We start from the raw sequence: 20,650 nt of genomic DNA, 5'->3' as shown, positions 1-20,650 counted from the left end.
GAAAAAATATAAAAACACAATGGAGAAGATGTGTCTTTTCATAATAAAAACGTGCATTCGCGAAGAGGAACGCACGCTTTTATTATTTTATCCCAATGGAAGCGTTTGAAAACGAAACTTGCCCAATTTTCATATATTTTTCATAACGTTTTTCGATTAATTCATCTTTCGAAATTCCGCTTAATTGTTCAAAAGTTTTCTTAAGCATTAAATCTATATTTTCTGATTGTTTTAAAATATTACGATGCGCTCCACCTTTTGCCTCTGGAATAATTTCGTCAATTACACCTAATTCTTTCAAATCTAATGCTGTAATTTTCATCGCTTCTGCAGCTTCTTTTGCTTTACCAGCGTCTTTCCAAAGAATTGCCGCCGCACCCTCTGGTGTAATAACAGAATACGTGGAATTTTCCAGCATATGAATGTAATCTCCTACTCCAAGACCTAACGCACCACCACTACCACCTTCACCGATAACAATACAAATAACAGGGACAGTTAAACCCGCCATTTCAAATAAATTACGGGCAATCGCCTCACTTTGTCCACGTTCTTCAGCTGCTTTACCAGGATAGGCTCCCTTCGTATCGATGAAACAAATAATAGGACGATTAAACTTTTCCGCTTGTTTCATTAGACGCAGTGCTTTTCGATATCCTTCTGGATGAGGCATCCCAAAATTACGACGAATATTTTCTTTCGTATCTTTTCCGCGTTGGTGCCCAATTACAGTTACAGGCATCCCCTTATATTTCGCAATGCCGCCGACAATCGCTGCATCGTCGCCAAATAGGCGATCTCCATGACATTCAAAAAAATTAGTAAATAAGTGCTCAATATAATCGAGCGTTGTCGGTCGTTCTGCATGACGAGCAATTTGAACACGGTCCCATACTTTCATATTGCCGTATATATCTTCCTCTAATTTTTCTAGCTTGTCTTCCAAAATACGAATCTCCTCACTGAAGTCCATCTGGCTGTTTTTCGTATAGTCTTTCAGTTCACGAATCTTATTTCTTAGCTCAACAACTGGTTTCTCAAATTCTAGCTCTGCCATACAGCCATTTCCCCTCCTTGATGAACTTCTAAAATCTTACGGAGCGATTCTCTCATATCATCACGATGCACAACCGCATCTAATTGACCGTGCTCTAATAAAAATTCTGCCGTTTGGAAATCTTCCGGTAGTTTTTCACGCACCGTTTGTTCAATTACACGTCTACCAGCAAATCCGATAAGTGCACCTGGCTCTGCAAGATTGTAATCACCAAGTGAAGCGAAACTCGCTGAAACCCCGCCCGTCGTTGGGTGAGTCATAACAGAAATAAATAACCCTCCTGCATTACTATGCTTTTTCAAAGCTACGCTTGTTTTTGCCATTTGCATTAAACTTAATATCCCTTCTTGCATACGGGCACCACCCGACGCAGTAAAGATAATAAATGGAACTTGTAAGTCGTATGCTTTTTCAACTGCACGGGCAATTTTCTCTCCTACAACAGAGCCCATGCTGCCCATTCGAAAACGAGAATCCATTACTGCAACAACAACAAGCATGTCATCAATTGTTCCTTCACCAGTTACAACCGCTTCGTTCAATTTAGTCTTCTTACGATCGCTCTCTAGTTTCTCTTCATATCCTGGAAACTCGAGTGGATTTAATGAAACCATTTCTTTGTCATACTCACGGAATGACCCTTCGTCCAATATACTATCAAGACGTTCCCATGCATTCATAGGATGATGATATCCACAATTCACACATACTTTTAAATTTTTTAGAAGCTCTTTCGTATACATGATTTTTTTACATTTCGGACATTTTGTCATAACGCCATCCGGTACATCTTTTCGTACTTGTTCTGAAGGTATTGCAGCGTACTTTTTCTTTTTCACGAATAAATCTCTTAGCACAATTTGACCCCCTTCATTGAGAGCTAAGGTTAGCGCAAGAAGAAAATTGGGCTAACACCAAAGTTTGATGTTAGCCTTATCTTCTCAATCTGTCTAATAACCTCACTCTTTACGTTTAACTTTAACCGCTACGCGATAGAATGTTTGTCATAACGTGTCATGGTCATTTCGACAAATTTTATACATTACGAGTGAAACTGTATATTCTCTACTAATTCATCGTAAATTTTTAGTGCATCATTTTCTTGTTTTTCTTCCAAAGTAGCATAAAGCTTTCTATACATATCGATAGAATCTCCTGAAACTTCACAAGAAAGAGTTGATACATAATCATTTACGATCATCCAAATGCGATATAGTAAATAATTATCGACTTGTTCAATGAGTGTTTTAAAGAACGTTTGATGAAGCATCGGGATTGAGTTTTCATTTTCTTCAAGCACTTGATTTAATTTTCTTAGCACTTTAGAAAACGTTTCTTTCGGCAAATTACATACAATTCGAATCATATCTTTCTCAAGCAATCGTTTTGTTTGTAATAAATCACGAATTGTTTTCTCATCTTGCAGCAAGAACGGCGCAATCAATTGTACAAGACCGTTATCGTAAAAGTTTCGTATAAACGTCCCTTCACCACGTCTCGTTTCAATCAATCCTACCAGTTCTAAAGCACGCAATGCTTCTCTTACAGAGGAACGCCCTACGTTTAAACGTGAACTTAACTCACGCTCAGACGGCAAACGATCCCCCGCTACCAATCCATCTTCTTCCATAATGGAACGGATTTTTTTTACAATTTCGAGATATACTTTTGTATTTGATGATGTCAATGGAAATTCCTCGCTTATTCTTTACCAATCAGCGCTAATTGTTTTGTTTTCTCAGCAATCTCATTTGGATCTACTTGACGGCGAGCTACTCCTGTCTCCATTGCAGCTTTCGCAACGTAAGCTGCCACTTGAGGCGCTACACGCGCGTCAAACGGTGCCGGAATGATATAGTCTGCATTCAACTCATCTTCTGCTACAAGCTCAGCAATAGCCTGTACAGCTGCCATCTTCATTTCTTCGTTAATTTGTGTCGCATGTACGTCAAGTGCACCACGGAAAATACCAGGGAACGCTAGTACATTATTTACTTGGTTCGCGAAGTCAGAACGACCCGTTCCAACAACAGCTGCGCCCGCTGCTTTTGCCAATTCTGGCATAATTTCTGGAACTGGATTCGCCATTGCAAAAATAATTGCATCGTCATTCATTGTACGAACCATCTCTTCTGTTAATGCACCTTCTGCAGATACACCAATGAATACGTCCGCACCTTGTACAACGTCAGCTAAAGAACCTTCGATACGATTCTTATTTGTATATTTTGCAACTTCATCCTTCACCGGATTCATCCCTGTAGGACGACCATCATAGATTGCACCTTTACGGTCACACATAATAATGTCACGTACACCATAGCGATATAAAAGTTTAATAATTGCAATACCTGCTGCACCTGCGCCATTTGCGACAACTTTAATGTCAGACATTTTCTTTCCAACTAATTTTAGCGCGTTCACAAGACCTGCTACTGTTACGATAGCTGTTCCGTGTTGATCATCATGGAAGATAGGAATATTTGTTTCTTTTTTCAAACGTTCTTCAATAATGAAGCAGTTTGGTGCTGCGATATCCTCTAAGTTAACGCCGCCAAAAGTTGGCTCCATTAATTTTACAGTTTCAACAATTTTATCTACATCGTTTGTATTTAAGGCAATTGGGAATGCATCTACACCAGCAAAGCTCTTGAATAATACAGCTTTACCTTCCATTACTGGAAGAGATGCTTCAGGTCCAATGTTACCAAGACCAAGTACAGCCGTTCCATCTGTCACAACTGCTACCATATTTCCCTTCATCGTATATTCATATACCTTACTTTTATCGTCATAAATTTCCTTACAAGGTTCTGCAACCCCTGGAGAATATGCAAGACTTAAATCTTTTGCATTTTCTACTTTTACTTTTGATACAGTTTCTAATTTTCCTTGATGCACTTTATGCATGTGAAGTGCTTCTTCACGAAGTGTTGACAAACTATCCACTCTCCTCAAATTATTCTAGCTGATATCAATTTCTCCAAGTGGTCTGACCACGAACACTACTACTATAATAATCGAAGTGTAGGGAAATTGTCCATTATATTTTCACAACTACATTTTCTTCCCCGACAATTTCACGAAGTGCTCCTAAACATTCTTCACTTGGATGAATCGATAAACTTCGAGACAATTGTACCATTTTATGTTCCTTTTCATAATAAATTAGTACTTTCGCAAAACCTGAATAGTCAAACAATATTTTAGTAACCTGATTTAAAAGCTTTTTCTCATACTGAGACGACAATTTCACATAAACAGATGCATCTTTCTTTTCTTCATACACATCCATTTCTTCTAACGGATATAGTCCATTTACAATCCATTGCAACTTATGATTTCTAAGCTCAATCATGCCGTCAACTAAAACAATTGCTCCTTCTTGTAACTTATCTGAGAAATGTATATATGTTTCAGGGAAAAGAACTGCTTCCATTTCATCGTTTTGATCACAAAATGTAATAAACGCCATCTTTTGCAACTTTTTCGTACGAATCACTCTCACGCTTGTTATATACACGATAGCCCTTTGTACTTTTTTCTTATGTCGCATTGCCTGAGCAAGAGATGGAATTTCTAATTCTTTTGCTAACTTCACATACTGCGCTGTCGGATAGCTTGATAAATAAAAACCTAGTGCTTCCTTCTCTTTATTTAACTGTTCAATAAAAGAGAGCTCTTCTCCTTGCACGTATTTTGATTTTGGAACAGCATCTCCTAAATCACGTGCAAGATTTGCGTACTCTAACGCTCCTTTAAGGCTTTTCCATAAATTTGTTCTCGAAACACCAAAATCGTCAAAACACCCAGACCAGACGAATGCCTCTAAATTTCGCTCTGTTACAAACTTTGATGGCATGCGAAGACAAAATTCAAATAAATCTTCAAATACTTTTTTCTCTCGTTCTTCGAGTAATGCTGTCACTGTAGCCATTCCGATGTTTCGAATTGAAAGTAAGCTGTAACGTATCGCATTACCTTCTATTTGGAAATTGTAACCACTTCTCTGAAGAGATGGCGGCAAAACGTGAAAACCTTTCCGCTTCGTTTCTCGTATATACTGCACAATCTTATCTTCATTTCCAATTGCACTTGATAATAATGCTGTCATAAATTCCAGCGTATAATTCGCTTTTAAGTAAGCAAGCTGATATCCAATCATACTGTAGGCTACAGCGTGACTTCGGTTAAAACCGTAATTCGCAAATCTTACAATTAAATCATAAATTTTCTCTGCGGATGTCTCGTCATAACCATTTTGTAAACAGCCTTGTACAAAATGCTTACGCTCCTGATCTAAAATATCACGATTTTTTTTACTCACTGCACGGCGTAATAAATCTGCTTCTCCGAGCGAGAATCCCGCCAACTTCGACGCAATTTGCATAATTTGTTCTTGGTATACAATTACACCGTACGTTCTTTCTAAAATCGGCTTTAAATCCGGATGTAAATATTCAATTTTTCTTTTTCCGTGCTTTGATTCAATAAAAGTTGGAATTTGTTCCATTGGTCCTGGTCTATATAATGAGTTAACAGCGACAATATCTTCAAATTCATTCGGTTTTAACCCGCGAAGTACATTTCGCATACCACCTGATTCAAGCTGGAATACACCTGTTGTATCCCCTCTACCTAACAATTGGAACGTCTTTTCATCTTGAAGTGGTAAATTTCTTAAATCAATTTGTGTCCCCGTCTTTTTCACAATAAACTTTATAATATTTTCAAGTAACGTTAAATTACGTAATCCTAAAAAATCCATCTTTAACAAACCAAGTTCTTCTAATGCATCAGCTGGATATTGTGTAACATACACATCATTATGCCCTTCTTGTATTGCAACACTTCCGGTTAACGGCTCTTGGCTCATAATAACGCCAGCTGCATGAATAGACGTATGACGCGGTAAGCCTTCTACACGTTTTGCAATTTCAAACACACGCTCATGCAACAGATTCCCTTGTATGAACTCACGGAGTGATTGCGATTCCTCATATGCATCTTTTAACGTTATACCGAGCTTTGATGGGATAAGTTTTGAGAATATGTCAATATCTCGCGGCGGAAGCCCCATTACACGCGCAATATCTCTAATTGCCGCTTTCGCTGCAAGCGTCCCGAACGTTACGATTTGTGCAACACGAAGCTGACCATATTTATCTTTCACATATCGAATCATCTCATCACGTCTTATATCTGGAAAATCGATATCAATATCTGGAAGTGTCACACGTTCGGGGTTTAAAAATCTTTCAAATAATAGATCATATTCAATCGGATCAATATCTGTAATTTCTAATACGTAAGAAACGAGTGAGCCAGCTGCCGATCCACGTCCTGGTCCTGTTAAAATATGATTTTCATGCGCATACTTCATAAAATCCCACACGATGAGGAAATAATCACTAAACCCCATACTAGAAATAACGTTTAATTCATGATTCAAGCGCTTTATATGTACTTCTTTCGGCGTACCATATCGTTTCTGCAAGCCCTCTTCACAAACGCGGCGTAAATACATATCATTCGTCTCGTTAGCTGGAACAGGAAATTTCGGTAATTGATTTATATGAAACGGTATTTCTACTCTGCAACGTTCTGCGATGTCTACTGTGTTATAAATCGCTTCTTCTACGTGAGAAAATAGTGCTTCCATTTCATCTGATGATTTTAAATAATATTGATCCGTTTTCAACCTTGGTCTATCTGGATCAGTCATTTTCGTTCCACTTTCAACAGATAATAAGCACTCATGAACAAGTGCGTCACTTTGATTGATGTAGCGTACATCGTTTGTTGCAACAACTGGAACATTTATCCTACTCATAAATGCAGGTAATTTCTCTTGCAGGAGCAGTTCATCTTGAATCGCATGATGCTGCAAACTCATATAAAAATTGCCGAACATGCTTTGATACATGCGAGCTACTTCTTCAGCTTCACTCTCTTTGTCTTCTAATAATAATTGTTCAATTTCCCCATCTTTACCTGGTGAAATAGCAATTAATCCTTTCGCATAATGGGCAAGCCACTTTTTCGGAATACCTTCTTTTGACTTCGTCATAATGCTACTAGAAATCTTTAATAAATTTTGATAGCCCATTTCATTTTCAGCAAGTAAAACAAGCGGATAAGATTTTTCCTCTTCTTCACTAAAAATAGAAGCTGTTAAGCCGATAATAGGCTGTATACCATGTTTCTTACATGCTTTATAAAACGGAATAACGCCATACATAACATTTTCGTCCGTAATAGCGAGTGACGAAAAACCAAGTTCTTTCGCCCTGACTACAAGCTCATCAATTTTACAAGCACTTTTTAATAAACTAAAAACGGTTTGACATTGTAAATGCACAAACTTCACTGTTGTACCCTCTCTTTACCAATCTGACTACTTTTATTATAGGTGATGAGGAAAGCGGAAATCAAAACATACTTCTTATACTTTGTCCATATATATGAAGAAGAAAGGGGAATGACGATGGATGTAAGAGAACATACTTTTTTCTCTCTGCTTATTATTAGTTATTTTATTGCCTTTGGGGTTATACTTGGTGGTTCATTAATTGGTGGATTTGGTGCGTTTCTTATCGGAAAACCAACTCTAACTTACATTAATCAATTCGCCCAAAATTTAAGAATTTGGGCACTCGTTGCAGCAATTGGCGGAACATTTGATACTTTTTATAGCTTTGAAAGAAGTTTCTTTGGCGGAGATATGAAAGATATTGTAAAACAAATTCTCCTTATTTTTTTCGCAACGGGTGGTATGCAAACAGGTCTTACTATTATTAAATGGCTAACGCAGGAACATGTATGAGAGTACCAAGTGCCAATACAGCAAAAAAATGGTATTTAGTTTTAGCTGGTGCTGCTGTTGGAGGCGTGTTGAGCTGGTTTATTTTTTTGTTCATATACGGTGTTTTTCAAGAAGAACAAGCTAGTAAAATAGCAGAACAAAGAGAAATTATAGAAAAACAAGAAGCAAAGCTCCACGTCCTTCTCGAAGATCAAGAAAAATTGAATACAGAAAATAAACGACTCTTAACTATTCAAGAGATTAAAATAAAACTTATAAATCGAGAAAAATACGATTTAGACAACCTTACACTTGAAAACATGACTACCTCTATCCATAATGACCTCCAGCATCTTTTAACGAAAAACATACAAAGTATCGCAAAAAATAAAGACCTACTCAAAAAGGTAATAGAAAACAAGACGTACAAACATTACGATCGGCTATACCGTTTCAAAGTCGATACGATATCTTTTGATACAGTGCTTGAAATTAGCATTACGATAGAGAAAGAAAAATAAAGAAGGAGGACTTTAGCGCCGCTCCTTCTTTTCGTTTTCATATATAATCTCTTATCTACACAACTCACGTAAATCAGCAAAAAGACGATCCGCTTCTTCCCAAGAAGATGCTTTTGCACCAGAAGCCATCGGATGCCCTCCGCCATTATATTGCATTGCTAATTTATTTATCACTGGTCCTTTTGAACGAAGACGAACACGAATCACATCGTCTTCCTCTAAAAATAGAACCCACGACTTTAATCCATCAATATTACCAAGTGCTCCAACAACACCGGATGCCTCAGAAGGAAGTACATCAAACTTTTCTAATACTTCTTTCGTTAATTTAATGTAAGCTGCTCCTTCTTCTACCATCGTAAAGTTTTGTAAAATATAGCCGTTTAAACGAGCAATCTTTTCTTTCGTCTTATACATTTCATTGTATAAATCTGTGAATTTCACATCCATATCAACAAGCTCACTCACGTAACGAAGTGTTTTCGCTGTTGTATTCGGGAATAAGAAACGACCTGTATCCCCAACAATACCCGCTAAAATAAGACGAGCTGCTTCTTTCGTTATCTGTAATCCTTTATCTTTTCCATAACTGTAAAATTCATAAATCATTTCACTTGTAGAACTTGATGTCGTATCTACCCACGTAATATCTCCGTACGGATCTTCATTCGGATGATGATCAATTTTAATTAACATCTTCCCTTTTGCATAGCGTTGATCGTCAACACGTTCTTGGTTCGCAGTATCACATACGATAACAAGTGCATTTTCATATACACTATCTTCAATATCATCCATTACTCGTAAATATTCTAGTGACGGTTCATTGTACCCAACCGTATAAATATTTTTCTCTGGAAACGATTCTTGTAGAATTGTACCAAGACCTCCCTGTGAACCTAATGCATCTGGATCTGGACGCACATGACGATGAATAATAATTGTATCAAACTCTTTAATTGCTCTTAAAATTTGCTCATGCATATGTATAATCTCCTTTTTACTCAACTTCTTCACTTTAACGTGCAGTAAAAGCCCAATTGGTGCGGGCAAATCATTAGCGCAGAAACATCCTCACACTAATTAAAGTTTCACTTTATCCTCCATTATAACGGAAAGTATTTCATACATGCGAACAATTGCTTTATAATAGAAATTAGAAAGTTTAGATATTTCTTTTTTCTCCACTATTATTTTTCACAAAGCGATGGGAGTGTGCATGATGCCAGTATTAGTCTTCTGTATTATCGTCTCATTTATGTTGTACCTCTTCTACAAAACAAAATACTTTCGTACAAACCGCCCAATGGAGAAAGGTTGGCTCTCAGGAAAATCCGCAATGGCACTTGGTTCATTCGTCTTATTCTTTGGGATAAACCAATTCTTTTTAGAACTTTCAACCGCTCGAATTATCGTTGGTGTTTTATTTGTTCTATTTGGTAGTGCAAGTGCATTTAATGGATTTCGCCAATACAAACATTTCTTACCATTAGCAGTTGAAGAAGCTGAATCTGTCTGAAGCAGTGCAAAAAAAGCATCAACATTGTGATGCTTTTTTACGTCCCTTAACTTTTAAAATCATATATGCGACAAACGCAGATGGTATATTAAATGGGTTGCCCTGCACATGAAGATGTAATTGTTCTTCCCCAAAAGACATTCTTTCATATAACTCTCGCTGAGATAATCCTGTTTTTTTCTTTTTTTCATGTAAACCTTGTAAGTATAAATATTGAATCGGTATCATTATAAGAAAGTAAAAGAGTGCGATACTACCAAAAAAGAGTACTGTTGATGACATAATGCATACCACCTTTCGTAAATCCATTTTCTTACAATTTAATTATAACATAGTCTAGCATCTAATTAAATTAATATTCTGTTTTTTAATCAGACAATTGTCTCACCACATAATTCTTCTTCGACATACTGAATATATCGCCGAATAAAAGCATCAGGTTTTTTTCTAATAGGTTCAATATCAAGTCTTAATGGTATTTTTCCTGCCATATAAAAGATTCTTGAAGCGGTCCCAAGTCGAATGGCTGATTCTGAAATATTTTCCCCATATCCCATCATAAAATTCCCCCATGCATCTTCTAACTGTCCCGAAGCAATTAAATGCAATCTTGGAACACCAATATCAAACTCTTTATAGCCAAATCCACATTCATCAAAATCGAGTAAATACCAATCCTCTTTGTCTACAAGAATATTTCCAACATGCATATCTCCGTGAACAAATTGTTTTTCTCCCAATTGAATTGAGTTTGTAAGTTCTTGTATTCTTTCTGCAATTCTCAAGCATTTATTTTTATCCTCATAAGATAAAAAAGAAGTATTTAATAAACATTGTAAAGACTCATGGATCATCTTTTGTTCGCTATATATAGGTCTTTCATAACCTCTCCAAGTTTGCGACACTCTTTTAAGCACTCCATTTGTTTTTTCATGAAACATTCGCATTAATGCTCCAAGTTTTTCATAATCTTTATCCTTTGGTTCTATAATTTCACTTCCATTTATAAACCTAAAGACAACAAAATACTGGATACTTCCCTCATCTTTCATAACAGGTGTGACCCAGTCACCATCTTTATTTACAACTACTTCTGGTACTAACATTTGTTTTTGCAACGCTATTAACCAATGTATTTCAGCTTCTATTTGCTCGGCTGTATAACGTCCTTCTCTATACTGCCTAACCACAAATTTATTTTTATCCGATTCGAATATATATGTTTGATTTTCTCCCCCATGCAACAATGACACTTTCGTAAGACTATTTAAATTATATTGCTTACATAACTGCTCTTTAATGTAAAAATCCATTCTTCTCCCCCTAGTTCATATAGTGAAGCATCGTTTCCCCTATCCAATTACACTATTCTTATCTTTTAATGATTAGTAGCGTAATCGACTAACAACCAATTTTCTATCCACATTGATACATATCCTTCTATTTTTTCACTTCTCTACTAAAACGCCCACTGAACTTAAGTAATAGCTTCAAAATCCAATAAAACAATATAAAGTTAAAGAAAAAGCCTAATGGATTAAACGAAATTTCCCATCCACCATAATAAATGAAATTTTCTGCTGGTATACCAAAGTAAAGAAAATCGCTATTATTTTCTCCAGTTGTAGGGGCAAAGGAACAAATAATAGCGAAAATCAAACTTACTACATACAATTTCTTTTTATTTGAATCCATTCTTCTATGTGTTAACACATAAAAAGTTATTGCAAATACTACACCTAAAAAGAGAACTATTACTCCCATTCGACACCTCCACAATTATTGTTCAAGCATCTTCAAATGATTACATTTTCCTATTTATAAATATGAAACAGAACGTGATTTATTTTTCTCTTTCGCAATTCAAAGCATGCTAGATTCAGTTGCTAACTACATTTTAAAACTCCCTCATGTAGCGTTCTAAAAAAAAAATGGAACAAACCAAAGCGGTCTGCTCCATCTTTTTATTTATCGATCAACTGCACCATAAGTAATGCTTTCCCGACGACATTACCTTCATGATGCACTTCTACATCAACCTTACCAAATTTACGTCCAATTTCTAATACTTTCGGATGAACCGATACAACATTGTCAATTTGAACTGGTTTTACGAAATAAATTGTTAAGTTCTCAACAATTAAATCACTCTTCTTTTGCGCACGAATAACGCGATTCGTTGCTTCCGTCACAATTGTTGCGAATACACCGTAAGATAACGTTCCGATTGAATTCGTCATTTGCGGCGTCACTGAAAATTGATATAAATGTTCATTTTTCGCTTCTTTCGGCGTCATAAATTGATTCGTTACAATATCATCGATTGTTTCGCCGACTTGTGGTTGGCGCTGAATCATTTGCAACGCCTGAAGTACATCTTGACGACTAATAATACCTTGCAACTTATTTCCTTCATCAACAACAGGAAGTAACTCAATACCTTCCCACACCATCATACGTGCCGCAGCTGCGACAGACATTTTTCCATTTACCGTAATTGGATGCTTTGTCATTACTTTATCAATTGGTGTTTCTTTTACAACACCAATCATATCCTTAGAAGTCACAATACCTAATACCTTTTTATTTTCATCAACAATCGGATATCTTCCGTGCATCGTCTCTTCGTTATACGCATGCCATTGCTGCACTGTATCATTTGGTTTTAAATATAACGTTTCTTCAATTGGCGTTAAAATATCTTCAACGAGTACAATTTCTTTCTTAATCAGCTGATCGTAAATCGCACGGTTAATTAACGTTGCAACTGTAAATGTATCGTAACTACTTGAAATAATCGGCAGTTTTAATTCATCTGCTAATTTCTTCACATGATCTTCCGTATCAAATCCGCCCGTAATTAATACAGCGGCTCCAGTTTCTAACGCTAATTGATGCGCGTTCGTACGGTTACCGACAATAAGTAAGTTTCCAGCTTCTGTATAGCGCATCATAGCTTCTAATTTCATTGCCCCGATTACGAATTTATTTAACGTTTTATGTAGTCCTTCTCTGCCTCCAAGTACTTGGCCATCAACAATGTTAACAACTTCTGCATATGTCAACTTTTCAATATTTTCTTTCTTCTTTTGTTCAATTCGAATGGTTCCGACACGTTCAATCGTACTAACATACCCTTTATTTTCTGCATCTTTAATTGCACGGTAAGCTGTCCCTTCACTTACACTCAAATCTTTTGCAATTTGCCTTACAGAAATTTTATGCCCTACTGGCAGGCTATTAATATGTTCTAAAATTTGGTTATGCTTGGTAGCCAAATGGTTTCACCATACTTTCTTTTCCCTAAATTCTTCATGTGTTGTATTTTCAGTATACTATATTTTCAAAACTGTTACACTCTCTCTTTATATATCTGTACTATTTTTTTTATAACAAAATACGCCTTACATGACACTACTTCTTCTATTACAACAATGTAATGGTATTGTCATCTCGTTCGATAGTTTGTCCAGCCGCTTCCATATACAATGAAGACAAGAAATGAAACAAAGGAGCGGATACATGATGAAAAAATTATTAGAGGTTGTAGGTGCTGTATTTTTAGCTTTCGTAGACGGAAAAAAAGTTGCAATGGAATTGAATGAAACACCTGAACAGCCACTTCCAAAAAGAAAAGAATCGTCAAAACAAGTACAACCTTTAAAAGCTGTCCTACACACGTAAAAAACCCTTCACTTGTCTTTTCAAATGAAGGGTTTCTTTTCTATAGTGTAATACTTTCTCCAGCTTCTAATACTTTTCCTGTACAATTTTGTAGCTTTTCTACAAATTGATATGGATCTTGTTCAATAACCGGGAACGTATTGTAATGCATCGGTACAACAGTTTTCGCCTGAACCCATTTTGCTGCTAAAACAGCATCTTCTGGTCCCATTGTGAAATTATCACCAATTGGTAAAAATGCTACATCAATGTTATTTAGCTCCCCAATTAATTTCATATCAGAGAATAGAGCAGTATCCCCTGCATGATACACAGTTTTTTCTTCTGCTGTAAATAAAATACCTGCTGGCATACCTGTATATGTAATCGTCTTATTTTCTTCATTAATATAACTAGAACCGTGGAATGCTTGTGTAAACTTCACTTTTCCGAAGTCAAATTCATGCGAACCACCAATATGCATCGGATGTGTATTTACACCTTGCCAACTTAAAAATGTCGCTAGTTCAAATGGTGCCACAACAACTGCATTATTTTTCTTCGCAAGCTCTACTGTATCTCCAACATGATCACCATGTCCATGCGATAAAAGAATTGCATCTACTTTGACATCTTCAGCCTTTAAATCCGCTGTCGGATTTCCAGTTAAAAATGGGTCAATTAAAATCACTTTTCCATTCGTTTCAATCTTTACAACTGAATGCCCGTGATAAGATACTTTCATTACTACATTCCTCCCCTATTCACATTCTCATTTTTTATTCTACATGATTTTTCAATTCCCTGTCTTTTCTAACATCTATTTACTTGTCATAACGCTTTCTTCCGATGTAAAGTTATATTTGTAATTAAATATCTCGGGGGTGCCAATCGATGAATGCTAGATTAGAAAATTTAATGCAATGGCTAAAAGAAAAAAACGTAGAAGCTGCGTTCTTAACTTCTACACCAAACGTTTTCTACATGACAAACTTCCACTGCGAACCACACGAAAGACTTCTTGGTATGTTTGTATTCCAAGAAAAAGAACCTATTTTAATTTGCCCTAAAATGGAAGAAGGTCAAGCGCGTAACGCTGGCTGGGCACATGAAATTATCGGATTTACTGATACTGACAGACCATGGGATATGATTGCAAAAGCAATTAAAGACCGCGGCATCAATGCAAATGCAGTTGCAATTGAAAAAGAACATTTAAACGTAGAGCGCTACGAAGAATTAACAAAGTTATTCCCAAATGCAGCTTTCAAATCAGCTGAGGAAAAAGTTCGTGAACTTCGCTTAATTAAAGATGAAAAAGAACTTTCTATTTTACGCGAAGCAGCTAAAATGGCAGATTACGCTGTTGAAGTGGGTGTAAATGCAATTAAAGAAAATCGTAGCGAGCTAGAAGTATTAGCAATTATTGAACACGAATTAAAAACAAAAGGCATACATAAAATGTCATTTGATACGATGGTATTAGCAGGTGCAAACTCTGCTCTTCCACACGGTATTCCAGGTGCAAATAAAATGAAACGCGGCGATTTCGTACTATTTGATTTAGGCGTAATCATTGAAGGTTATTGCTCTGACATTACACGTACAGTAGCATTCGGTGAAATTTCTGAAGAACAAACTCGCATTTATAACACTGTACTTGCTGGACAACTACAAGCAGTTGAAGCATGTAAACCAGGTGTTACACTTGGTGCAATCGACAATGCTGCTCGTTCTGTTATCACAGATGCAGGTTACGGCGACTTCTTCCCACACCGACTTGGTCACGGACTTGGAATTAGCGTACACGAATATCCAGATGTAAAAGCTGGTAACGAGTCTCCATTAAAAGAAGGTATGGTCTTCACAATCGAGCCCGGTATTTACGTACCAAACGTAGGTGGCGTTCGTATTGAAGATGATATTTATATCACAAAAGACGGATCAGAAATTTTAACGAAATTCCCGAAAGAATTACAATTTGTAAAATAATAAAAAGGCAGCGTGATTGCTGCCTTTTTCTATTTCTCCACTATTTCAAATTTCTCTACAATCATTTTTGTTGGATAGCTTTCAAGTATTTGAGAAAACCATACTTTTATTCTATCCCCTGTTTTTAACTGTTTATATGTGCCTTTATCTTTAAAGCTCAAAACTATATGTGATGGATGCTCTTTATTTATTTGTTGTTCCATATAATGTTGCAATTCTACTTTTGTATTAAACGTTTTATCATCTACAAAAAACACCGTGTCATTTCTTACTATGACATACCCCTCTTCAGGTACTTTTTTTACTGCTACTTGCTCTACTTGTTTTGTAGTACACGCTGATAATATGATTAGAAATACACTTAAAAACATAAAGTTTTTCATACGCCTATTCATTTTTAACTCCTTACTCTAAGCTATTTCAAATTTAACACCATCTTCTCCTCATACTTATCATCCCATTTAATCACAACCTCTATCGGTTCATCTTTAGATAGAGGTGCACAACTTACACAAGAAGACTTCATTTCAATCCTTGCTCCTTTATGAACTTCTGAAGTTTGCGTCATTTCACTAAAGGTTTCATTAATAGCAATCTCTAAATTTTTAAATTCTGTATTTCCATCTCCGCCCTTATACTGAAACGTAAACATTCCATCTTCACTGTCATCCTTAATATATCCTTTATATTGCCCCGTCCAACTTTTGCTCTCACTAGAAAAAGTAACATACGAAATCGAACAACTTCCTAAAAAGAAAATACTAATAAAAAAGAATAATGCTCTCTTCATAATGCCCCTCCATTCAAAAGCACTTATTTATTGTCTATTTCTTCCTCTTATTATATTATAAAAATACAGAATTTTCTAAAATAGGAGGTTTATATGTTACAACAACAGTTAGAAGAAATTCGTAATAATAATTACATACCGAATAAAACACTTAACATTGATTCTTTAAGTTCCAATATGCTTGAGCATATCGGTGTTACCGATAGCTATTTAAGAGACAAGCTCATCTACTCTACTTTTTATCATCTCATCAAAAAGGACTACATTTCACACACACAATTACAGAAACTATTATTAGAAAGCATGAGTGAAAAATATTTATTGTATAAAATTCATTCGGATGACGAAGATGCTGTATTTACCCGCGCATTTACGACATTATTACTTGCGCTCATTATTGATGCTGATACAAAATATAATTTCTTATCACAGAATGATATTTTAACTGTAAAAGATCAATTGATTCTATATATGAACAATGAACATGATTTCCGTGGATATGTTCAAGACCACGGCTGGGCACATAGTATCGCTCATGCTTCTGATACATTTGAAGCGCTTGTTCGTAGTCCTAAACTGGAAACTTTACATTACGAAGAAATATTACAAACTTTATTAAACAAAGTTTGTGTCCATTCTATTTACTACAAATATGAAGAAGACGAGCGACTCGTTTATCCGATTGTCTCAATGCTACAAAATAGTCTAAAGGAAGACGTACTCATATTAGCCCTTCATGACTTAGTAGCTCAATTACCAGTCCAAAAACAAACACTACATATTGAATCATACGAGTTTCTATACGGAAATATAAAATCTTTCCTACGCAGCTTATTTTTCAGACTACGTACACTTTCTATATGTGAAGAAACCGAATGCGAAATTGAAAAATTGCTACGAGAGCTTCCAAAATATTATTAAAAAAGAAGGCCACTCAAAAAGTGCCTTCTTCTATTTCACTAATATTTAATTGAAATTTCACGATCCAAACTGAGAAAAGGTGGACAAGAATCGCAAACGCCATACATGCTCCGCTTAAAAAAGTTAGTATAGGATGCGAATACACGTGCCCTAATCCATAGGATATCGCCACGAAAAACATTGTTATGTAAATATAAATTGCTCCATGTATTTGCCTCATATTAACCTCCTTTTCCCATATTATAACATAAATTTTCTGATTATTCACATTAATCTCTTGTGATCAATATTTCTCAACTGTTACACCTCTAACAGCAGCCTTAATATACGGTGCTCCTTGTAAACTTTGTAAATCCTCTGTTTTACCTGTTACAACTACACCGTATATTGGTAGGTCTTTTGGTTTCGTGTTTTTTATTTCTTTATAATATTGTTCAAAATAATCACTTGGTATACCTTCACTATTTTTTGCTAAATACTTCATTTGGTATAGAAACTCTTTTGAGTTTATTGTTACATCATTTTTCACATCTTCTTTTACTTTTGCATAACTCCCTTCAAACCCAAAAACATTTTTAGCCATTTCTGCATTTAATATTGCGCCATTTTTAGGATCTTTTAGCCCTACATAAGAATCACTTTTCTTTTCATTATATGTATCTACCCAAAACCAAACTGGCTGTACACTTTTGGGAAGCATCTCAGTAATTTGTTCAACTGTATACGATTTATCAAAAGATAAGGCTACTTCTGCAACTTTATTTTGCAAATCCCCAATATTTTTCAGGTCATCCACATAATTTTTATAAGTAACGAAAGGTAAATAAAACCTCATTTCTCTTTGCATTGTTTGTACATTATAGTCTGGTATCGCAACAGCCTCTTCACCCCTTTTTTCCTCATCTAAACTAACAAGCTCACCATTGTAGTGCTTCATACTATAATCCCATATGCCAGATTCATATATATCATTTACCCATTTTACTGGTTGGCCAGCTATATTTTTATACGAGTTATATATTACCGTACTCCCTGTAACACCGAGACTTAAATACATACTTCCACTGAAACGAATATTAGGGCCTTGAACCCTATGTAGTGCATTCATTTCTCTTTCCATTTTTCTAAACGTTTGCTGAGAAAAATACGCTGCTCCCAAAAACAAACTTACTATAACAATAATGGACGCACAAATAGAAATAAGCCAATTTCTCCAAAGTTGCTTCCGCTTCGCTCTCTTCATCAAAACTTTCATCTGCTTATCATCCATATTCAAATCAAAGTCTTTCCGACTCATCGTTTCTCCTCCTATACAATTTTTTAAATTGATTTCTTGCACGGTACAAACTTGTTTTTACTGTATCTTCTTTCATACTTAATAAAATGGCAATTTCCTTATAAGATAGTTCATATTCATATTTCAACAGTAAAATATGACGATAATCCTCCGTCATCGTCTCCAATATTTCTTGTACCTCGCCTTGTAGTTCACTTGTTAAAAGCACTTCATCTAATGACTTTTGGCCAATAAGAACGACAGATTCAATCGCAATGGGATTTAGCCTTTTTTCTTTCCGATATAAATCTCGGTGTTGATTGATTGCAACCCTAAAGAGCCACGGTGTTAAATGCTCTAACGGTATTTCCTCCATAAGCAATAAAGCTTTATACAGCGTATCTTGCACAATATCTTCCGCTTCTTTTCTATCTGCTCCAATCTTAATTAAGTATCCAAACACAGCTTTTGACTTCTCTATTAATAACGATTCAAACGTATCATGACTCATTCTGCTCTCCCTTCTATATACTCAACGTTTGAGAGCGTAAAATGTATACAGCTTTTCTATAATTTTTTTCAAAATAAAAAGCACACCTATTTTGATGTGCTTCTCTCCAACATACTATTCTATTATTTCATCGCTTCCTTCACAACATCTTGAATCATAACGACTTCTGTTTTCATATCAACAGACGGTGCTTCTTCATCAATACATTCATACCAAAACGCTACATGCTTTTTATCAATTTCATGATGAGAATTTTCGACAAGAGCCCCGCCTTCTCCTTGCACAGAATACCAATATAAGTACTCTTCTCCATCTCTTATTTCCCGGAAAATTGTCTCAACGTACATCTTCTCGTCGTTTAGTGTCAAAAGCACTTCTTTCATATTGTCATTAAGAAGCTGCATCCATTCATCTACACGATGACTTTTACCTTGTTTCACTTTAAATCTCGTTAACTCCACATTCATTTTTATTCCCCCGTTTTCTTACGTACAAACAATCTATATTCTATTGGATTATAAAAACGTAATTTACTAGCTAATTTCCGCGAAGGAATATTGTCTACATAACAATCCCAGCACGGTGTAATATCATTTTGCATGCAATGTTCAATGAACCGTGTTGCAACAGCTTGGGCTAATCCTTTCCCTTGATATGCTTTATGCGTCGCAATATCAATTTCAGCAAATCCATTCCCATTAAATATCGAAACACATTCAGCTACAATTATCCCATCTTGTTCTATACAAAATCCGAAACCACCGTTCAAAAATAGCTCTTTTGATCCCCAATATTCTTTATAATACTCCTCTGTAAATTCATTGCTTCGTTCTATATCACTTTTATTAATACGCTTCACTTCATATGTATTTTTGTTTGAATCTCGTTTTCTCTCTTCAAAAATTTCTCGTTGAAATTTCATTCGCGGGATGTTCCGAAGTGTATTACTAAAACGCTCTTCTAACATCATTTCCCACTCGTCACTCGAAGTGAACAACGTAAATCTCTTCTCTGTTTTTTCAATAGCCATTTTTAAATGCGCAAATAAATATTCGTTATAATTTTGATCATCCGTATCACCAAATAAATAATAGATACCGTTAGCTGTACGAATTAGTCCTGCTGTTAACTTCTCGTTTGCAAAAACTTCACCATCTATCATTTGATCACATACCGCATGAGCAAAGGTTGTTGTCCTTGTATGACCTTCTAAAGTCGGAAGGATTTTTCTATACTCGGCTACAGATAATTTTTTCATAATTGCTCCACTTTAATCGTATCAGCCTCTATATTTTCAAAACAAAGATTTACCGTTCTCTTGAATGCTCTCGTTCTATGAATCGTGCATGCTGGAATTAAGATAGAATCATTTGGCTTTAAAACCGCCGTTTCTCCATCTTCAAAATCGATCAGTAGTTCTCCCTCTAGCACAATAAATAATTCATCCGAATTAGAATGATAGTGCCAATCATATTCACCAGTAAATACAGCGATTCGTAAGCAATGACTATTTACATTTGAAACGACAAAATTTTTATGTTGATCTTGAATGTCCTTCGATAATTCTATTAAATTCACAGTTTCCATCTTTCGTC

The 20,650-nt window shown here is 35.7% G+C and carries 25 protein-coding genes; 6 read left to right on the top strand and 19 right to left on the bottom strand.

Features of this window, described 5'->3' with window-relative positions; translation table 11 throughout:
- Nucleotides 1-82: 82 nt before the first annotated feature.
- The 5 genes from accA to dnaE all read right to left on the bottom strand — a co-directional run bounded on the left by accA (nt 83) and on the right by dnaE (nt 7,427).
- Nucleotides 83-1,057, bottom strand: a complete 975-nt coding sequence (gene accA, locus DN392_RS03005) for an acetyl-CoA carboxylase carboxyl transferase subunit alpha (RefSeq protein WP_000818786.1) — start codon at nt 1,055-1,057, stop codon at nt 83-85.
- Nucleotides 1,045-1,914: an acetyl-CoA carboxylase, carboxyltransferase subunit beta gene (accD, locus tag DN392_RS03000; protein ID WP_000942866.1), complete on the bottom strand. Its 870-nt coding sequence runs from the start codon at nt 1,912-1,914 to the stop codon at nt 1,045-1,047. Before accD ends, accA begins: the two co-directional genes overlap by 13 nt.
- 185 nt (nt 1,915-2,099) lie before the next feature.
- Nucleotides 2,100-2,744: a FadR/GntR family transcriptional regulator gene (locus DN392_RS02995; protein WP_000204434.1), complete on the bottom strand. Its 645-nt coding sequence runs from the start codon at nt 2,742-2,744 to the stop codon at nt 2,100-2,102.
- Between the two features lie 14 nt (nt 2,745-2,758).
- The gene (gene ystJ, locus DN392_RS02990) at nt 2,759-3,967 is read right to left on the bottom strand and encodes an NADP-dependent malic enzyme (protein WP_161796084.1); all 1,209 of its coding nucleotides are present in this window, start codon (nt 3,965-3,967) and stop codon (nt 2,759-2,761) included.
- Between the two features lie 133 nt (nt 3,968-4,100).
- Entirely contained in the window at nt 4,101-7,427 is a 3,327-nt protein-coding gene (gene dnaE / locus DN392_RS02985; RefSeq protein WP_064449246.1) for a DNA polymerase III subunit alpha, read from the bottom strand.
- A 42-nt stretch (nt 7,428-7,469) separates the two neighbouring features.
- Here dnaE and ytrH point away from each other — a divergent pair, with 42 nt between their 5' ends.
- Nucleotides 7,470-7,883: a sporulation membrane protein YtrH gene (gene ytrH, locus DN392_RS02980; protein WP_073516695.1), complete on the top strand. Its 414-nt coding sequence runs from the start codon at nt 7,470-7,472 to the stop codon at nt 7,881-7,883.
- Entirely contained in the window at nt 7,880-8,383 is a 504-nt protein-coding gene (gene ytrI / locus DN392_RS02975) for a sporulation membrane protein YtrI (RefSeq protein ID WP_001265725.1), read from the top strand. The genes ytrH and ytrI overlap by 4 nt, the downstream gene beginning before the upstream one ends.
- Before the next feature lie 51 nt (nt 8,384-8,434).
- Here the strand turns inward: ytrI and DN392_RS02970 are convergent, their stop codons facing one another.
- A complete protein-coding gene (locus DN392_RS02970; RefSeq protein ID WP_000545158.1) occupies nt 8,435-9,367 on the bottom strand; it encodes a DHH family phosphoesterase in 933 nt (310 codons plus the stop codon).
- Nucleotides 9,368-9,605: 238 nt separating this feature from the next.
- Here DN392_RS02970 and DN392_RS02960 point away from each other — a divergent pair, with 238 nt between their 5' ends.
- The gene (locus DN392_RS02960) at nt 9,606-9,902 is read left to right on the top strand and encodes a YtpI family protein (RefSeq protein WP_001144768.1); all 297 of its coding nucleotides are present in this window, start codon (nt 9,606-9,608) and stop codon (nt 9,900-9,902) included.
- Between the two features lie 18 nt (nt 9,903-9,920).
- Here DN392_RS02960 and DN392_RS02955 read toward each other — a convergent pair whose 3' ends face one another.
- From DN392_RS02955 to DN392_RS02940, 4 genes are all read right to left on the bottom strand, one after another.
- On the bottom strand, nt 9,921-10,184 hold the full coding sequence (locus DN392_RS02955) for a DUF3949 domain-containing protein (RefSeq protein ID WP_000099734.1): 264 nt from the start codon (nt 10,182-10,184) through the stop codon (nt 9,921-9,923).
- Between the two features lie 89 nt (nt 10,185-10,273).
- Nucleotides 10,274-11,215: a phosphotransferase enzyme family protein gene (locus tag DN392_RS02950; protein WP_064449247.1), complete on the bottom strand. Its 942-nt coding sequence runs from the start codon at nt 11,213-11,215 to the stop codon at nt 10,274-10,276.
- A 127-nt stretch (nt 11,216-11,342) separates the two neighbouring features.
- The gene (locus DN392_RS02945; RefSeq protein ID WP_064449248.1) at nt 11,343-11,666 is read right to left on the bottom strand and encodes a hypothetical protein; all 324 of its coding nucleotides are present in this window, start codon (nt 11,664-11,666) and stop codon (nt 11,343-11,345) included.
- Nucleotides 11,667-11,866: 200 nt separating this feature from the next.
- Nucleotides 11,867-13,180 (bottom strand): CBS domain-containing protein, encoded by a 1,314-nt coding sequence (locus tag DN392_RS02940; protein ID WP_000201589.1) that lies wholly within the window; start codon nt 13,178-13,180, stop codon nt 11,867-11,869.
- 244 nt (nt 13,181-13,424) lie between these two features.
- Here DN392_RS02940 and DN392_RS30225 point away from each other — a divergent pair, with 244 nt between their 5' ends.
- A complete protein-coding gene (locus DN392_RS30225; protein ID WP_000976301.1) occupies nt 13,425-13,586 on the top strand; it encodes a hypothetical protein in 162 nt (53 codons plus the stop codon).
- 40 nt (nt 13,587-13,626) lie between these two features.
- On the opposite strand, the gene DN392_RS02935 is transcribed toward DN392_RS30225, so the two are convergent.
- Nucleotides 13,627-14,310 (bottom strand): metal-dependent hydrolase, encoded by a 684-nt coding sequence (locus tag DN392_RS02935; RefSeq protein WP_000868947.1) that lies wholly within the window; start codon nt 14,308-14,310, stop codon nt 13,627-13,629.
- Between the two features lie 149 nt (nt 14,311-14,459).
- Here DN392_RS02935 and pepQ point away from each other — a divergent pair, with 149 nt between their 5' ends.
- Entirely contained in the window at nt 14,460-15,557 is a 1,098-nt protein-coding gene (pepQ, locus tag DN392_RS02930) for a Xaa-Pro dipeptidase (protein ID WP_000994038.1), read from the top strand.
- Nucleotides 15,558-15,586: 29 nt separating this feature from the next.
- On the opposite strand, the gene DN392_RS02925 is transcribed toward pepQ, so the two are convergent.
- Together DN392_RS02925 and DN392_RS02920 are read right to left on the bottom strand one after the other, a co-directional pair.
- The gene (locus DN392_RS02925; protein WP_088321497.1) at nt 15,587-15,952 is read right to left on the bottom strand and encodes a DUF3221 domain-containing protein; all 366 of its coding nucleotides are present in this window, start codon (nt 15,950-15,952) and stop codon (nt 15,587-15,589) included.
- Nucleotides 15,953-15,972: 20 nt separating this feature from the next.
- Complete coding sequence (locus DN392_RS02920; protein WP_064056527.1) at nt 15,973-16,347, bottom strand: hypothetical protein; 375 nt, start codon at nt 16,345-16,347, stop codon at nt 15,973-15,975.
- A 93-nt stretch (nt 16,348-16,440) separates the two neighbouring features.
- Between DN392_RS02920 and DN392_RS02915 the strand changes: the two genes are divergently transcribed.
- Nucleotides 16,441-17,268: a DUF2785 domain-containing protein gene (locus tag DN392_RS02915; protein WP_064056528.1), complete on the top strand. Its 828-nt coding sequence runs from the start codon at nt 16,441-16,443 to the stop codon at nt 17,266-17,268.
- A gap of 13 nt (nt 17,269-17,281) precedes the next feature.
- Here DN392_RS02915 and DN392_RS02910 read toward each other — a convergent pair whose 3' ends face one another.
- The 6 genes from DN392_RS02910 to DN392_RS02885 form a co-directional block, all read right to left on the bottom strand.
- Nucleotides 17,282-17,488: a hypothetical protein gene (locus DN392_RS02910; protein ID WP_001248904.1), complete on the bottom strand. Its 207-nt coding sequence runs from the start codon at nt 17,486-17,488 to the stop codon at nt 17,282-17,284.
- Between the two features lie 63 nt (nt 17,489-17,551).
- A complete protein-coding gene (locus DN392_RS02905) occupies nt 17,552-18,565 on the bottom strand; it encodes an anti sigma factor C-terminal domain-containing protein (RefSeq protein ID WP_000087170.1) in 1,014 nt (337 codons plus the stop codon).
- Nucleotides 18,546-19,055 (bottom strand): RNA polymerase sigma factor, encoded by a 510-nt coding sequence (locus DN392_RS02900; RefSeq protein ID WP_000017719.1) that lies wholly within the window; start codon nt 19,053-19,055, stop codon nt 18,546-18,548. The genes DN392_RS02905 and DN392_RS02900 overlap by 20 nt, the downstream gene beginning before the upstream one ends.
- 122 nt (nt 19,056-19,177) lie before the next feature.
- Entirely contained in the window at nt 19,178-19,522 is a 345-nt protein-coding gene (locus DN392_RS02895) for a DUF6176 family protein (protein WP_001100229.1), read from the bottom strand.
- 2 nt (nt 19,523-19,524) lie between these two features.
- Entirely contained in the window at nt 19,525-20,313 is a 789-nt protein-coding gene (locus DN392_RS02890; protein WP_000736761.1) for a GNAT family N-acetyltransferase, read from the bottom strand.
- On the bottom strand, nt 20,310-20,642 hold the full coding sequence (locus DN392_RS02885) for a cupin domain-containing protein (RefSeq protein ID WP_000450923.1): 333 nt from the start codon (nt 20,640-20,642) through the stop codon (nt 20,310-20,312). Before DN392_RS02885 ends, DN392_RS02890 begins: the two co-directional genes overlap by 4 nt.
- Between the last annotated feature and the right edge of the window lie 8 nt (nt 20,643-20,650).

This window comes from Bacillus sp. BB51/4, assembly GCF_008368845.1.
GTDB lineage: Bacteria > Bacillota > Bacilli > Bacillales > Bacillaceae_G > Bacillus_A > Bacillus_A wiedmannii.
The sequence above is the reverse complement of the archived record's forward strand: the minus strand, read 5'-3'. Positions and strand labels throughout refer to the sequence as shown.